General features: G+C 71.0%; 14 protein-coding genes. 6 read left to right on the top strand and 8 right to left on the bottom strand.

What is annotated here, in order from left to right:
- Positions 1-243 precede the first annotated feature (243 nt).
- The 3 genes from tsaE to alr form a co-directional block, all read right to left on the bottom strand.
- Positions 244-789, bottom strand: coding sequence for a tRNA (adenosine(37)-N6)-threonylcarbamoyltransferase complex ATPase subunit type 1 TsaE (gene tsaE / locus F9278_RS30840; RefSeq protein ID WP_152171216.1), 546 nt, complete (start codon positions 787-789; stop codon positions 244-246).
- Positions 755-2,002: an alpha/beta fold hydrolase gene (locus F9278_RS30835; protein WP_152171215.1), complete on the bottom strand. Its 1,248-nt coding sequence runs from the start codon at positions 2,000-2,002 to the stop codon at positions 755-757. The genes tsaE and F9278_RS30835 overlap by 35 nt, the downstream gene beginning before the upstream one ends.
- Positions 2,003-2,151: 149 nt before the next feature.
- On the bottom strand, positions 2,152-3,321 hold the full coding sequence (alr, locus tag F9278_RS30830) for an alanine racemase (RefSeq protein WP_152171214.1): 1,170 nt from the start codon (positions 3,319-3,321) through the stop codon (positions 2,152-2,154).
- 224 nt (positions 3,322-3,545) lie between these two features.
- Between alr and glmS the strand changes: the two genes are divergently transcribed.
- From glmS to F9278_RS30815, 3 genes are all read left to right on the top strand, one after another.
- The gene (gene glmS, locus F9278_RS30825) at positions 3,546-5,393 is read left to right on the top strand and encodes a glutamine--fructose-6-phosphate transaminase (isomerizing) (RefSeq protein ID WP_152171213.1); all 1,848 of its coding nucleotides are present in this window, start codon (positions 3,546-3,548) and stop codon (positions 5,391-5,393) included.
- Positions 5,394-5,540: 147 nt separating this feature from the next.
- On the top strand, positions 5,541-5,912 hold the full coding sequence (locus F9278_RS30820; protein ID WP_152171212.1) for a holo-ACP synthase: 372 nt from the start codon (positions 5,541-5,543) through the stop codon (positions 5,910-5,912).
- A 310-nt stretch (positions 5,913-6,222) separates the two neighbouring features.
- Positions 6,223-7,662 carry an NAD(P)H-hydrate dehydratase gene (locus tag F9278_RS30815; protein ID WP_193241707.1) on the top strand — a complete coding sequence of 480 codons (1,440 nt, stop codon included), beginning with the start codon at positions 6,223-6,225 and terminating at the stop codon, positions 7,660-7,662.
- Here F9278_RS30815 and F9278_RS30810 read toward each other — a convergent pair.
- The gene (locus F9278_RS30810; protein WP_152171211.1) at positions 7,581-8,735 is read right to left on the bottom strand and encodes a hypothetical protein; all 1,155 of its coding nucleotides are present in this window, start codon (positions 8,733-8,735) and stop codon (positions 7,581-7,583) included. The genes F9278_RS30815 and F9278_RS30810 overlap by 82 nt on opposite strands.
- A gap of 67 nt (positions 8,736-8,802) precedes the next feature.
- Positions 8,803-8,964 carry a hypothetical protein gene (locus F9278_RS46405; RefSeq protein ID WP_193241706.1) on the bottom strand — a complete coding sequence of 54 codons (162 nt, stop codon included), beginning with the start codon at positions 8,962-8,964 and terminating at the stop codon, positions 8,803-8,805.
- Between the two features lie 306 nt (positions 8,965-9,270).
- Here F9278_RS46405 and coaA point away from each other — a divergent pair, with 306 nt between their 5' ends.
- Positions 9,271-10,260, top strand: coding sequence for a type I pantothenate kinase (gene coaA / locus F9278_RS30800; protein ID WP_152171209.1), 990 nt, complete (start codon positions 9,271-9,273; stop codon positions 10,258-10,260).
- Positions 10,261-10,288: 28 nt separating this feature from the next.
- Positions 10,289-11,212, top strand: a complete 924-nt coding sequence (locus F9278_RS30795) for a DUF389 domain-containing protein (RefSeq protein ID WP_152171208.1) — start codon at positions 10,289-10,291, stop codon at positions 11,210-11,212.
- A gap of 144 nt (positions 11,213-11,356) precedes the next feature.
- Here F9278_RS30795 and glmM read toward each other — a convergent pair whose 3' ends face one another.
- The 3 genes from glmM to rplM all read right to left on the bottom strand — a co-directional run bounded on the left by glmM (position 11,357) and on the right by rplM (position 13,968).
- Complete coding sequence (gene glmM / locus F9278_RS30790) at positions 11,357-12,715, bottom strand: phosphoglucosamine mutase (RefSeq protein WP_152171207.1); 1,359 nt, start codon at positions 12,713-12,715, stop codon at positions 11,357-11,359.
- 240 nt (positions 12,716-12,955) lie between these two features.
- Positions 12,956-13,483: a 30S ribosomal protein S9 gene (gene rpsI, locus F9278_RS30785; RefSeq protein WP_152171206.1), complete on the bottom strand. Its 528-nt coding sequence runs from the start codon at positions 13,481-13,483 to the stop codon at positions 12,956-12,958.
- A gap of 41 nt (positions 13,484-13,524) precedes the next feature.
- Entirely contained in the window at positions 13,525-13,968 is a 444-nt protein-coding gene (gene rplM / locus F9278_RS30780) for a 50S ribosomal protein L13 (RefSeq protein WP_045559465.1), read from the bottom strand.
- Positions 13,969-14,341: 373 nt separating this feature from the next.
- Here rplM and F9278_RS30775 point away from each other — a divergent pair, with 373 nt between their 5' ends.
- Complete coding sequence (locus tag F9278_RS30775) at positions 14,342-14,683, top strand: hypothetical protein (protein ID WP_226967029.1); 342 nt, start codon at positions 14,342-14,344, stop codon at positions 14,681-14,683.
- Positions 14,684-14,689 lie beyond the last annotated feature (6 nt).

Here is a 14,689-nt window from a genome sequence, read left to right as displayed (position 1 = left end):
GCGTGGAGATCACCTTCGCCGCCGCACACGAAGCCAGAAGGTCGCGCATCGATACCCCGCCCACCCCGGAGGGCGTACGTTCCGCTGTCGCCATGGACGCCTCCCGATCACAACCGGCGGACCAAGTTAGGCACACCTAACCAAGGACTGGTTACCATGTGACCACGCCCAAGACACCCGACGCAACATTTTCCCGACACGTTGTCGGAACAGACGACAGACCGACAGACAGCGCGCTCGGCGCTACGCCGACAACGCCCCCAACTCCACGGAAGCCCACCGCTCCCCCAGCCCGGTGACCGTCACGTGCCGCACCTCGTCCGTCGTGTCCCCGACCGCCCGGTGGATGACCACGTTCAGCCGGTCGTCGGTCAGCTCCTCGACCTTCCCCTCGCCCCACTCCACGACGATCACCGACCCCGGCAGCGAGACATCGAGATCGAGGTCCTCCATCTCGTCCAGCCCGCCGCCCAGGCGATACGCGTCGACATGGACGAGCGGCGGCCCCTGGACGAGGGACGGATGCACCCGGGCGATGACGAAGGTCGGCGAGGTGACCGCCCCCCGCACCCCCAGCCCCTCCCCGAGCCCCCGGGTGAGGGTGGTCTTCCCGGCGCCCAACTCCCCGTTGAGCATGACAAGATCCCCCGCCCGCACCAGCTTCGCCAGGCGACGGCCCAGCTCAAGCATCTGGTCGGGTGAGGTGACGGTGATCTGAAGTGAGACCCGGGGCGAGTCCTGAGCCTCCCCGGACTCACCCGGGCCGTGCGGTGCTGCTGGCGCTTCCATAACCACTAACCGTAGCCCCCGCCGGCACGGCCCCCGCCCGGGTGAGCAGGTCGGCGAGCCGGTCGGTCACCACCTCGGGGTGCTCCAGCATCACCAGATGCCCGGCGTCCGGTACGAGCACCAGCTCCGCGTCCGGCAGCAGATCGGCGATCGCCTCGCTGTGCCCGCTCGGTGTGACAAGGTCCTTGACCCCGGCCAGCACGAGCACCGGCAGTTCGGCGAACTCCGCGAGCGCCTCGGTCTTGTCGTGCTCGGTGAACGCCGGATAGAACTCGGCGACGACGTCGATCGGCGTGCTCTCGATCATCCGTTCGGCGAATCGCGCGACCGCCGGATCGACGTCCCGTGACGCGAACGAGTACCGCTTGATGATCCCGGCGAAGAGATCGGCGGTCGCCCGCCGCCCCCGCTCCACCAGCGCGGCCTGCTGCCCCAGCGCCTTCAGCACCCCGGGCAGCACCCGCCGTACCGCGTTGACGCCCGCGACCGGGAGCCCGAAGTTGACCTCGCCGAGCCGCCCCGACGACGTACCGATCAGCGCGACGGCGACGACCCGCTCACGGATCAGCTCCGGGAAGTGCGCGGCCAGCGCCATCACGGTCATCCCGCCCATGGAGTGCCCGACGAGCACGATGGGCCCCTCGGGGACCGCCGCGTCGATGACGGCCTTGAGGTCGCGTCCGAGCTGGTCGATGGTGACCGGCAGCCCGTCCTGCGCCTGGGCCACACCCCGCCCGGAGCGGCCGTGGCTGCGCTGGTCCCAGTGCACGGTCCGTACGACACCGCGCAGCGCGGCCCGCTGGAAGTGCCAGGAGTCCTGGTTGAGGCAGTAGCCGTGGCTGAAGACGACGGTGACCGGAGCCGGGGCCTTGCGGCCGAAGAGCCGCCGTCTGCGGGGCGAGAGACCGGCCTCCGGCTCGATGTCGTCGACCTCGTAGTACAGCTCGCTGCCGTCGTCGGCGTACGCCTTGGCGGGGGTGCCGCGCAGCGCCCCGTACGGGCCGGTGGAGTCGAGCGCGAGGCGGGCCTTCCTGCGCATGCCGCGTCCGACGGTGAGCCGCTCTATGGCGACACCGGCCGCCGCGCCCGCCGCGACGACACCTATCGCCGCCCCCGCGACCCCGGCCCGGCGCCAGATCCCGTCGCCGGACGCGGCCGAGGCAGCGGCCGCGCTCACGACGGCCTCCACGGCCTCCGCGCTGCTCTCGCTCACGTCCCGCTCCTCTTCGCCGGCCTGCCCGGTCCCGCCCCGTACGCCCGTACGGAGTTACCCGTCTCGTTCGTCTTTCACTTACTCGTGCGCCTGCTCATGATCGGGTGCCCGGGGTCACATCCTCACGGGCCCCGGTCGGATACGCCCGCTCACTCACCCGTATCGCCCTTGTCGAGGTAGACGCGCGGGACGCGGGTTCCGATGCGCGTCACGATCTCGTACGCGATGGTTCCGGCCGCCTGCGCCCAGTCCTCGGCGGTCGGCTCGCCCCCGTCACCGGCCCCGAACAGCACGACCTCGTCCCCGGCGGCGGGTTCGTCCCCGCCGAGGTCGACGACGAACTGGTCCATGGCGACCCGGCCCGCGACCGTCCGCCACTTGCCGCCGACCAGGACGGGCCCGGTCCCGGAGGCGTGCCGGGGGATGCCGTCCGCGTAACCGACGGGGACCAGCCCGAGGGTGGTGGCGCCGGGGGTGACGTAATGGTGCCCGTAGCTGACGCCGTGGCCCCCGGAGACGTGCTTGACCAGCGCGAGCGAGGCGCTCAGCCGCATCACCGGCCGCAGCCCGAGATCGGCCGCGCTGCCCAGCTCCGGGCTGGGCGAGATGCCGTAGACCGCGATGCCCGTGCGGACGAGGTCGAGGTGCGCGTCCGGGCGGGTGAGGGTGGCCGGCGAGTTGGCGATGTGCCGCACCTCGGGGCGGACGCCCTGCCTCTCGGCGTACGCGATCATGTCGCGGAAGCGGGTGAGCTGGGCGTCGATGGAGGGGTGCCCCGGTTCGTCGGCGCACGCGAGGTGCGACCAGAGCCCGGTGACCTTCACCAGCCCCTCGGCCTCCGCGCGCAGCGCCTCGGCGACGAGTTCCGGCCAGTCGTCGGGCTGGCAGCCGTTGCGCCCGAGCCCGGTGTCGGCCTTCAACTGCACACGCGCGCGCGCACCGGCCGCACGGGCGGCGTCGGTGACCTCCCGCAGCGCCCACATCCCGCTGACCGCGACATCGAGATCCGCCTCGACGGCCTCCCGCCAGGGCCCGCCCGGCGCCCACAGCCAGCACATCAGCCGCCCGGACAGCCCCGCCGCGCGCAGCGCCAGCGCCTCCTCGGGCGTGGCCGTCCCCAGCCAGGTCGCCCCCGCCTCGACCGCGGCCCGCGCACACCGCACCGCGCCATGGCCGTACGCGTCCGACTTGACCACGGCCATCAGCTCGGCACCCGGCGCCAGAGCACGCAGGGTCCGCACATTGGCCCGCAGGGCATCCAGATCGATCTCGGCACGGGCCCGAAGGGGCGCGCTCCGCACAGGTGCTGTCTCACTCATGTCAGCCCCAGTCTCTCAGAGCCACCGCAAGCGCCCCGTAGGGGCGCGGGGCTGTATCACTATGCGGCTCCGCCGCGTGGGCGCGACAAGCCACGACGCGCGATCAGCCCGCATCCGGCAGAACCGCCCACCCCGAACCCGATTCACCAACCCAGGAGCACAATGTCACGTACAGTCACATCCGGCACACGACAGGTCGCGAACGACACGACACAGGGGTTGCTATGTGCGGAATCGTGGGATACATCGGCTCGCAGTCCGCGCTGGACGTCGTCCTCGCCGGCCTCAAGCGGCTGGAATACCGAGGCTACGACTCCGCCGGCGTGGCGGTCCTCGCCGACGGCGGCCTCGCCGCCGCCAGGAAGGCCGGAAAACTGGTGAACCTGGAGAAGGAACTGGTCGGCCGCCCACTGCCGACCGGCACGACCGGCCTCGGCCACACCCGCTGGGCCACCCACGGCGGCCCCACGGACGCCAACGCCCACCCGCACCTCGACAACGCGGGCCGCGTCGCCGTCGTCCACAACGGCATCATCGAGAACTTCGCCACGCTGCGCGCCGAACTGACCGAGCGCGGCCACGACCTGACCTCCGAGACGGACACCGAGGTCGTCGCCCACCTGCTCGCCGAGGAGTTCTCGTCCTGCGACGACCTCGCGGAGGCGATGCGGCTGGTGTGCCGCCGCCTGGAGGGCGCGTTCACGCTGGTCGCGGTGCACGCGGACGCGCCGGACGTGGTCGTGGGCGCCCGCCGCAACTCCCCCCTCGTGGTCGGTGTCGGCGAGGGCGAGGCCTTCCTCGCCTCGGACGTAGCCGCGTTCATCGCGCACACGCGCTCGGCGATCGAGCTGGGCCAGGACCAGGTGGTCGAACTGCGCCGCGACGGCGTGACGGTGACGACGTTCGACGGCCGGCCCGCCGAGGTCCGCTCGTACCACGTCGACTGGGACGCGTCGGCGGCGGAGAAGGGCGGCTACGACTACTTCATGCTCAAGGAGATCGCCGAGCAGCCGAAGGCGGTCGCGGACACGCTCCTCGGCCGGATCGACGCGGCGGGCACGCTCTCCCTGGACGAGGTCCGCATCCCCGACTCCGAGTTGCGCGAGCTGGACAAGGTGGTCATCGTCGCGTGCGGTACGGCGTTCCACGCGGGCCTCATCGCCAAGTACGCCATCGAGCACTGGACCCGGATCCCGTGCGAGGTGGAGCTGGCCAGCGAGTTCCGCTACCGGGACCCGATCCTCGGCCCGCGCACCCTCGCCATCGCCATCTCCCAGTCCGGCGAGACCATGGACACGCTGATGGCGCTGCGGCACGCCCGTGAACAGGGCGCCCGGGTCCTCGCCATCTGCAACACCAACGGCTCGACGATCCCCCGCGAGTCCGACGCGGTCCTCTACACCCACGCGGGCCCGGAGGTGGCGGTCGCCTCGACGAAGGCGTTCCTGACACAGCTGGTGGCCTGCTACCTCGTCGCCCTCTATCTCGGCCAGGTACGCGGCACCAAGTGGGGCGACGAGATCCGGGCCGTGGTCCGCGACCTCTCCCGGATCTCCCACGAGGTGGAGCGGGTCCTCGAAACGATGGAGCCGGTACGGGAGTTGGCGCGCACGCTGGCCGACAAGAACACGGTGCTGTTCCTGGGGCGGCATGTGGGCTACCCGGTGGCGTTGGAAGGCGCCCTGAAACTCAAGGAGTTGGCCTATATGCACGCGGAGGGGTTCGCGGCGGGCGAGCTGAAGCACGGGCCGATCGCGCTGATCGAGGAGGACCTCCCGGTGGTGGTCGTGGTCCCGTCCCCGGCGGGCCGCTCCCTCCTCCACGACAAGATCGTGTCCAACATCCAGGAGATCCGTGCGCGCGGTGCCCGGACGATCGTCATCGCGGAGGAGGGCGACGAGGCGGTGGCCCCCTACGCCGACCACCTCATCCGCGTCCCCGCCACCCCCACCCTGCTCCAGCCCCTGGTCGCCACGGTCCCCCTCCAGGTCTTCGCCTGCGAACTGGCCACGGCCCGAGGCAACGAGGTGGACCAGCCGCGGAACTTGGCGAAGTCGGTGACTGTGGAGTGAGCGGGGAGGCTCCGCCCCGGGCCGGGGAGGTGTCCGCCCCGGCCCGGAGGTGGGGGCGTGGCGGGGGCGGGGGCGGGGGCCGACCGAGGGCGAGGCGGGGGCTGTTTGGAGGCGGGGTGGCGTTCGGCTGGGGCTAGGGTGCGGATCATGCCCATCATCGGAGTCGGCATCGACGTCGCCGAGATCGACCGCTTCCGTGCCTCGCTGGAACGCACACCCAGCATGGCCGACCGCCTCTTCCTCCCCAGCGAGCTGCTCCTCCCCAGCGGGGAGCGCCGGGGCGTCGCCTCCCTCGCGGCCCGCTTCGCCGCGAAGGAGGCGCTCGCGAAGGCCCTGGGCGCCCCCAGCGGCCTGCGCTGGACCGACGCCGAGGTCTATGTCGAGCCCTCCGGCCAACCCCGCCTCCGAGTAACCGGCACGGTCGCGTCCCGCGCCTCCGAACTGGGCGTCCAGTCCTGGCACATCTCCCTGAGCCATGACGCGGGGGTGGCCTCGGCGGTGGTGATCGCGGAGGGGTGAGGGCGCCTTGTAGCTCGGGAGTGCGGGTCGTAGAGCTACCGCGGGCCGTGCGTGGCTGATCGCGCGGTTCCCCGCGCCCGCAAAAAGCAGGGGCTTCGCCCCTGCCCCCACCCCCTCCGCTCCCCTCCCCTCCGCTCCCCTCCCCCTGCGGGCAATCGTGCCGCTGGGGCGGCACGGGTGGGCGCAGGCGGCACCTCGTCACCGCCGAGCAGCGGAACCCACCCCGCCCAGCGACAGCCCAGGCGCACCCAGGAACCGCCGGCCCACCCCCAACCGCCCCCAACCCCCAAAGCAAGGCAGACTCGTCCCCATGCGCTCAGCCCACCGCGTAGAAACCGTCCGCACAGCCGAACGCACCCTGATGGCCCGCCTCCCCGCCGGCGCCCTCATGCAACGCGCCGCCGCAGGCCTCGCCGCGGCCTGCGCGGACGCCCTCCCCCGCGTCTACGGCAGCCGGGTCACCCTCCTCACCGGCAGCGGAGACAACGGCGCCGACACCCTCTACGCCGGGGCCCGCCTGGCCAGGCGCGGCGCCTCGGTGACCGCCGTCCTCCTCGCCCCCGACCGCACCCACCCCGAGGCCCTCAAGACGCTCCTCCGAGCAGGCGGCACCACTGCGACCGCGACCGACGCGGCCCCCCTGCTCCAGCACGCCGACCTCGTCCTGGACGGCATCGTCGGCATCGGCGGCAAGGGCGGCCTCCGCCCCGAGGCCACCCACCTCGCCGGACTCCTCGCCGCCTCCCCCGCCACGGTCGTCGCCGTGGACCTCCCGAGCGGCATCGAACCGGACACCGGCGAGGTGCACGGCACAGCCGTCCGCGCCGACCTCACCATCACCTTCGGCACCCACAAACCGGGCCTCCTCATCGACCCGGCCCGCGCCTACGCCGGCTCGGTCCGCCTGATCGACATCGGCCTGGCCGCCACGCTCCCGCACACCCCGGCCCTGGAGTCCCTCCAGCACGCCGACATCGCCGCCCTCCTCCCCCGCCCCACCGGCGAGAGCGACAAGTACCGCCGGGGAGTCGTGGGCATCGCGGCGGGCTCGACCCGCTACCCGGGCGCGGCGGTCCTCGCGGTCGCGGGCGCCCTGCGCGGCGGCGCGGGCGCCGTCCGCTACGTCGGCGCGGCCACGGACGCGGTCCTGGCCCGCTTCCCCGAGACCCTGATCTCGCACACGGGCCCGAAGAAGGCGGGACGGGTCCAGGCCTGGGTCGCGGGCCCCGGGGCCGCCGACGACCCCGCCCCCGTCGCCGAGGCCCTCGCCACCGACGTACCCGTCCTCCTGGACGCCGACGGCCTCCGCCTCGCCGACCGCGACACGGTCCGCACCCGTAAGGCCCCCACCCTGCTGACCCCGCACGCCGGGGAGGCGGCGGCCCTCCTGGGCATCTCCCGCGAGGAGGTCGAGGCGGCACGCCTGACGGCCGTACGGGAACTCGCGCGCCGCTACGACGCCACCGTCCTCCTCAAGGGCTCCACCACCCTGATCGCCGCCCCGGACCCCGACACCCCGGTCCGCGTCAACGCCACCGGCACCCCCTGGCTGGCGACGGCCGGCAGCGGCGACGTCCTCTCGGGCCTCGCGGGCTCGCTCCTGGCGGCCGGCCTCTCCCCCCTGGACGCGGCGAGCGCGGCGGCGTACCTCCACGGCCTCGCGGGCCGCTACGCCGCCGACGGCGCCCCGACGAGCGCCCACGACGTGGCGGAGGCGATCCCGAGGGCCTGGCGGGACATCACCACGTGAGACGCGGCATCACCACCTGAGAAGAGCCCCTCAAGCGGTGCGCAGCACCGTGAACGTGGTCGCGGCGACCAGGAACAGGGCGGCCTCGGCCACTCCCCACGCCGGCCGATCCGGTTGAGCTCGTCGTAGGTGAAGCACTCGCTCTGCTCCGTGACCCCGTCCGTGGCACCGGTGATGTGGCCACCGAGGTTGCGCACGAAGGAGTCGTCCTGAGCGGTCGTGGTCGTGCCGCCGGCGGTCACCGTCGTCTTGATGCCGGACAGCAGCCCCGTGCCGTCGGCGTCGTGGTAGGCGTAGGCCCGGCTGACCGTCGCGTCGGTCCCGCTCGCCCCGTAGGTACGGGCGTTGACACGGCCCAGCCGGTCGAAGCCGATCGACGACTGATACGTGGCCAGCGGGCTGGAGACCTTCTCCGGCATGCCTTGCGCGGAGTAGGCGGTGGTGACCGTCTCGGCCGGGAGCCCGCCGATCGCGGGGTATGTCACCGAGGTGAGATGGTCGGCCAGGTCGTAGCCGTAGCCGTAGCCGTAGCCGTAGCCGATGGTGTAGGTCCCGGCCAGGCCCGTGCCGTCGTCTGGCACGGTCAGCCGGCGCTGCGTCACCCTGCTCCGCGAGTCGTAGGCGACCGCCGTCTGCCGGTACGCCTTGCCGTTCGCGTAGGAGGTGGCCGACGCGAGCTGCCCCTTGCCACCGGTCGCGCTGTCGTAGGTCCACAGTGACAGCGCGGTCGTCCCCTGCTTGATGGCCGTCGGCCGCTGGAGGGCGTCGTAGTCGTAGGTCAGCGTGCCGGTCGGGTCGGTGGTCGTGGCGACCTTGCCGTTCCCGTCGTAGGCGCTCGTCGAGACACCGGCGTCAACTGGAACACCGGCACCGTCGTCCAGCAGGAACTCAGCCGGGCCGGCTACTCGCTCCCCTACCGGGAGCCCGAGGGCATGGCCATCCAGGTCCCCGACCCCGCCAACCCGCAGGCCGTCCGCCTGTGCAGCGGCTTCGGCTCGGTGACATCCGACACCGACAGCCGCAAGAAGGCCAGCATCTACTACAAGGATCTGCTGGTCTGAGGACGGAGTCACCTGGTCCGAGGGTGCCGCCGGGTGGACGGAGCGTGGACGGAGCGGGGGCAGGCGCGTGGACGCCCCCTCACTCCCCCTCCTCGATCCGGTCGATGGCCTCCCGCACCAGCCCCAGATACTCGACCTCCTCGCACCGGGGCTTGCTCCCCATCCGGTACATGTCGATCGCGTCGTCGAGACACTCACCGACATCCTCGTCCGGCAGATCGGCCGCAAGCTCACTGCACACCCGCCCGACCAGCTCCCTGTCCCGCTCGCGGTCCCGCCCCCGCGCCCCGTCACCGCGCGTAGATCCACTCCGTACGACGCTCCGTAAGCGCGCACGCATGCCAAAACCCATCAGAAGTCCCCCCATTCCCCCCGCCCGACCGGGAAGCGGCTCCCTCCCGACCGCCCGGACGCTAGTCCCCCCTCCACCCCAGGTCCACACCTTCGCCACAGTTCACGCACAGTGAGGGCGGAGCCCGCGCGAGCGTGACGGACCCCACCCGGCCCCCACCCCGCCACCCCGTTCAAACTCCGTTAACAATGGACTGTGATCTCACCGGTCTCCTCGTTGCCGCGGAGCGCCCACCGGCCCAGGCCGGAGGCGACTCCCTACGTCGACCTCACCCGCCCCGAGTGGAGCGCGCTGCGCGAAAAGACGCCGCTGCCACTGAACGCCGAGGAGGTCGAGAAGCTGCGCGGTCTGGGCGATGTCATCGACCTCGACGAGGTCCGGGACATCTACCTCCCGCTGTCCCGGCTCCTCAACCTCTACGTCGGCGCCACCGACGGTCTGCGCGGCGCCCTGAACACGTTCCTGGGCGAGCAGGGCTCCCAGTCCGGCACCCCGTTCGTGATAGGCGTCGCCGGTTCCGTGGCCGTGGGCAAGTCGACCGTCGCCCGTCTCCTCCAGGCGCTCCTGGCCCGCTGGCCCGAACACCCACGCGTGGAACTGGTCACCACCGACGGCTTCCTGCTCCCCATGAAGGACCTCCAGGAACGCGGCCTGGTCTCCCGCAAGGGCTTCCCCGAGTCGTACGACCGCCGGGCCCTGACCCGTTTCGTCGCCGACATCAAGGCCGGCAAGAACGAGGTGACGGCCCCCGTCTACTCCCACCTCATCTACGACATCGTGCCCGACCAGCGGCTGACGGTCCGCCGCCCCGACATCCTCATCGTCGAGGGCCTCAACGTCCTGCAGCCCGCCCTCCCGGGCAGCGACGGCCGTACCCGTGTCGGTCTCGCCGACTACTTCGACTTCAGCGTGTACGTCGACGCCGCCGCCGACGACATCGAGCGCTGGTACCTCAACCGGTTCAGAAAGCTCCGCCAGACCGCCTTCCAGAAGCCCGACTCGTACTTCCGCAAGTACACCCAGGTCTCCGAGGACGAGGCGGTCGACTACGCCCGCACCCTCTGGCGCACCATCAACAGGCCCAACCTGGTCGAGAACATCGCCCCCACCCGGGGCCGCGCCACCCTCATCATCCGCAAGGGCCCCGACCACAAGGTCCGCCGCCTCAGCCTGCGCAAGCTGTAGCCACGACAGGGCCGGTTACCCTGCGGACATGCTGCATCTCCGCCTGATCACCCCGTCCGAGAAGACGGACGAGGTGGTGCGCCTGATCGAGGGGACGGTCGGGACCACCCATCTCGTCGTCATGACGGGCGCTGCCCGCGACCCCGCCGGGGACGTCGTCATGTGCGACGTGGCCCGTGAGGCGGGCGACGAACTGATCGGCGCGCTGAGGGCGTTGGACCTGGACGAGACCGGGTCGATCGCGGTCGAGAACATCGACCTGTCCCTCTCCAAACGCGCCGACAGGGCCGAGAAGGACGCGCCCGGCGAGGGCGCGGACGCGGTCCTCTGGGAACACCTGACGGACGCGACCCACGAGGAGTCGACGCTCTCCGTCACCTACGTCGCCTTCCTCACCATCGCCACCATGCTCGCGGCCTGCGGTGTGGTCCTGGACAACGCGGTCCTGATCGTCGGCGCGATGGCGGTGGGCCCGGAGTTCGGCCCTCTCGCGGGCATCAGCACCTCCATCGTGCAACGCCACCCGCGCCTCGCCCTGCGCTCCCTGATCGCGCTCCTCGTGGGCTTCGCGGTGGCCATGGCGGCGACGGTCGTCTTCAGCCTCTTCATGGACGCGCTCGACCTGTTCAGCCAGGAGCAACTGGCCGCCGAACGCCCCAACACGGCCTTCGTCTACGCCCCCGACGCCTTCTCCGTGGTCGTCGCCGTCCTCGCCGGCATCGCCGGCACCCTCTCCCTGACCTCGGCCAAGTCGGGCGCCCTGGTCGGCGTGGCCATCTCGGTCACCACGGTCCCGGCAGCGGCCAACGCGGCGGTAGCCCTCAGCTACGGCGACACGGCCCAGACCATCGGCTCCACCAACCAACTCCTGCTCAACCTCTTGAGCATCGTCGCGGCAGGCACCCTGACCCTGCTCTTCCAGAAGTGGCTATGGTCCAAGCCCCGCCCCTGAAGGAGCAAGGGGCGCAGCCCCGGCTCCTTCAGGGGCGCGGGGCTCTGTTGAATTTGCGGCTACCGCCGCGTGGGCGCGACAAGCCACGACGAACCCGCAGCCCGCCACGCACAGAACCCCACACCCCTGCCCGGCAATTCAGCCTCAGCCGAGCGCCGACTTAACCGCGTCGGCCAACCGCCCCGCCACAGCCCGAGCCTGCTCGATATCCGCCGCCTCCACCATCACCCGCACCAGCGGCTCGGTCCCGGACGGCCGCAACAACACCCGCCCCGTAGAACCCAGTTCGGCCTCGGCCTCCCCCACCGCCGTAGCCAGCTCGGCGGACGTCCCGACCCGCGACCGATCCACGTCCGGCACATTGACGAGCACCTGCGGCAGCCGCTCCATCACCCCGGCGAGATCCCGCAGCGTACGCCCGGTCCGCGCGACCCGCGCCGCCAGCAGCAGCCCCGTCAGCGTGCCGTCACCCGTCGTCGCGTGGTCGGAGATGATCACATGCCCGGACTGCTCGCCGCCGAGCGCGTACCCGTGCTCCTTCATCTCCTCCAGCACATACCGGTCGCCGACCCCGGTCTGCACCAGCTTGAGCCCCTCCCGCTCCAGCGCCAGCTTGAAGCCGAGGTTGGACATCACGGTCGCGACCACGGTGTCCGAGCGAAGCTCACCACGCTCACGCATCGCCAGCGCGAGCACCGCGAGGATCTGGTCCCCGTCGACCTCGTCGCCCGCGTGGTCCACGGCGAGGCACCGGTCCGCGTCCCCGTCGTGCGCGATCCCGAGGTGCGCGCCGTGCTCGACGACGGCGGCCTTCAGCTTCCCGAGGTGGGTCGACCCGCAGCCGTCGTTGATGTTGAGCCCGTCCGGCTCGGCCCCGATCGTGACGATCTCGGCCCCGGCCCGGGTGAACACCTCCGGCGAGACCCCGGCGGCGGCACCGTGCGCCTCGTCGAGGACGACCTTCAGCCCGTCGAGCCGGTTGGGCAGCACGGCGAGCAGATGCTCGACATACCGCCCGAAGCCCTCGTCGTACGAGCGGATACGCCCGACGCCCGCTCCGGTCGGCCGGTCCCAGGGGGCGCCCGTGCGGTGTTCCTCGTACACGCCCTCGATCCGGTTCTCCAGATCGTCGGCGAGCTTGTGGCCGCCGCGCGCGAAGAACTTGATGCCGTTGTCGGGCATGGCGTTGTGGCTGGCGGAGAGCATCACACCGAGGTCGGCGCCCAGCTCGCCGGTGAGGAACGCCACCGCGGGGGTGGGCAGCACACCGACACGCAGCACGTCGACGCCCGCGCTGGCGAGGCCGGCCACGACGGCCGCCTCCAGGAACTCTCCGGACGCCCGCGGATCCCGTCCGACCACCGCCACCGGCTTGTGGCCCTCGAACGTTCCCGCCTCGGCGAGTACATGTGCCGCCGCGACGGAGAGTCCGAGCGCGAGCTCGGCCGTCAGATCCGCGTTGGCGACACCGCGCACGCCGTCCGTGCCGAAGAGTCGTCCCACTGTGGTGTCCTCCGAATTGCTGAGAATGTGCGGCTCGTACCAGGTGTCCACGAGTAGTCACGAGTGTCCCGGCACTCCGTGGACCAAGTACATCCCCTGAGACTGTCCTCCCCCTGTAGGGGTTGTACCGACACTCTGTGCTTAAGCCTGCGACAAGCGATAGATCCTGCTAAGCAGACCGCCCCGACGGCACAGGAACGTGCCGCCGGGGCGATGCGCGTGGTGCTGCGAGCGCGGAATTTAGCGCTTGCTGTACTGCGGGGCCTTACGGGCCTTCTTCAGACCGGCCTTCTTGCGCTCGACCGCACGGTCGTCGCGGCGGAGGAAGCCGGCCTTCTTGAGGGCGCCGCGGTTGTTGTCGACGTCGGCCTCGTTCAGCGCGCGGGCGACACCGAGACGGAGCGCACCGGCCTGACCGGAGACACCGCCACCGGAGATACGGGCGATGACGTCGTAACGGCCTTCGAGCTCAAGAACCTTGAACGGCTCGTTGACCTCCTGCTGGTGCACCTTGTTGGGGAAGTAGTCCTCAAGGGTGCGGCCGTTGATCTTCCACTTGCCGGTGCCCGGGACGATCCGGACGCGGGCGATGGCGTTCTTGCGACGGCCCAGGCCGGCGGCCGGCTGCGGGTCGCCGAAGCGGCCCGCGAGCGACTCCGAGGTGTACTCGCCCTCGACGGGCACCTCGGACTCGGTGGTGTAGCTGTCAATGTCGACGAGCTCGGTCTCGGTCTCTTCGACCGGCTGCTCAACGGTGGTCTCGGCCACGGTTCTCCTCAGATCTTTTCTGTTTGGGGGTGTGGCCGGAACTACTGCGCGACCTGGGTGATCTCGAACGGCACCGGCTGCTGGGCAGCGTGGGGGTGCTGGTCGCCCGAGTAGACCTTCAGCTTCGAGAGCATCTGACGGCCCAGGGTGTTCTTGGGGATCATGCCCTTGATGGCCTTCTCGACGGCCTTCTCGGGGTTCTTCGCCAGCAGCTCGTCGTAACGGACGGAGCGCAGACCACCCGGGTAGCCGGAGTGGCGGTACGCCAGCTTCTGGGTCTTCTTGTTGCCGGACAGGTGAACCTTGTCGGCGTTGATGATGATGACGAAGTCGCCCATGTCCATGTGCGGGGCATAGGTCGGCTTGTGCTTGCCGCGGAGGAGGTTCGCGGCAGTGGTAGCCAGACGGCCCAGGACGATGTCCTGAGCGTCAATGACGTGCCACTGGCGAGTCACATCGCCGGGCTTGGGGCTGTACGTACGCACTTCGCAGCCTTCTTCTTCAGTGGATGGGTGCTGACACATGGCATCACTGAAGCGATCGTGCAGCTGGGGACGACAGTGCCGGGAACGCTGCCCGTATGCCGCCCACTGGTAACTGCTCCAGGGAACCTACGCAAGGGCCTCTCGCCTGAGAGCGACCAAGCCAATACGCATAACAAGCGGCAAGCCTACTCGCGCTGCCCCGGACGGGTCAAAACGGCCCCGGGACAGGGACCCCCGGACCCCCTTGATCCACTTCACGCACGAGTTCGATACGCTCCGGCACCACGTGCCGCGAGGCACGTGATTCAGTCATGCAAGCTGCAAACAACGGGGTTCACGTACGAAGTCTCGCAAGAGCGTTGCCGCCGCGATCGTGGCGGCCGGTGTCGCGCTGACGCTGGGCACGGCCGGGACGGCGTCCGCGTCGACCTACTACTCGGTGCCCGGCGGCCAGGTGAAGTTCACGTCCGCGGGCGAGGTCCTGAAGGTCTGGGACACCAAGGCGGGCTCGACCGGCATCCTCGTCACCGTGGACGACCTGTCTTCGAAGAACCCGAAGATGGACACGTGCGGCGTCAAGGACAAGGGCAAGGGCAAGACCTGCGACATGAAGTTCACCAACGGCCACAGGCTGCAGATCGACGTCTTCTCCTACACGAAGCTCAGCGACCACAGCACACGCAAGCTCGTGGCCGGCTGGAAGGACAAGGCGTAAGCCGCA

The organism is Streptomyces phaeolivaceus, assembly GCF_009184865.1.
Classification (GTDB): domain Bacteria; phylum Actinomycetota; class Actinomycetes; order Streptomycetales; family Streptomycetaceae; genus Streptomyces; species Streptomyces phaeolivaceus.
The sequence above is the reverse complement of the archived record's forward strand: the minus strand, read 5'-3'. Positions and strand labels throughout refer to the sequence as shown.

Excerpts from the sequence above, each read along its gene's own strand:
- F9278_RS30820 (WP_152171212.1), top strand. The coding sequence starts at position 5,541 with ATGCCCATCATCGGAGTCGGCATCGACGTCGCCGAGATCGACCGCTTC.
- F9278_RS30795 (WP_152171208.1), top strand. The coding sequence starts at position 10,289 with ATGCTGCATCTCCGCCTGATCACCCCGTCCGAGAAGACGGACGAGGTG.
- glmS (WP_152171213.1), top strand. The coding sequence starts at position 3,546 with ATGTGCGGAATCGTGGGATACATCGGCTCGCAGTCCGCGCTGGACGTC.
- F9278_RS30815 (WP_193241707.1), top strand. The coding sequence starts at position 6,223 with ATGCGCTCAGCCCACCGCGTAGAAACCGTCCGCACAGCCGAACGCACC.
- tsaE (WP_152171216.1), bottom strand. The coding sequence starts at position 789 with ATGGAAGCGCCAGCAGCACCGCACGGCCCGGGTGAGTCCGGGGAGGCT.
- alr (WP_152171214.1), bottom strand. The coding sequence starts at position 3,321 with ATGAGTGAGACAGCACCTGTGCGGAGCGCGCCCCTTCGGGCCCGTGCC.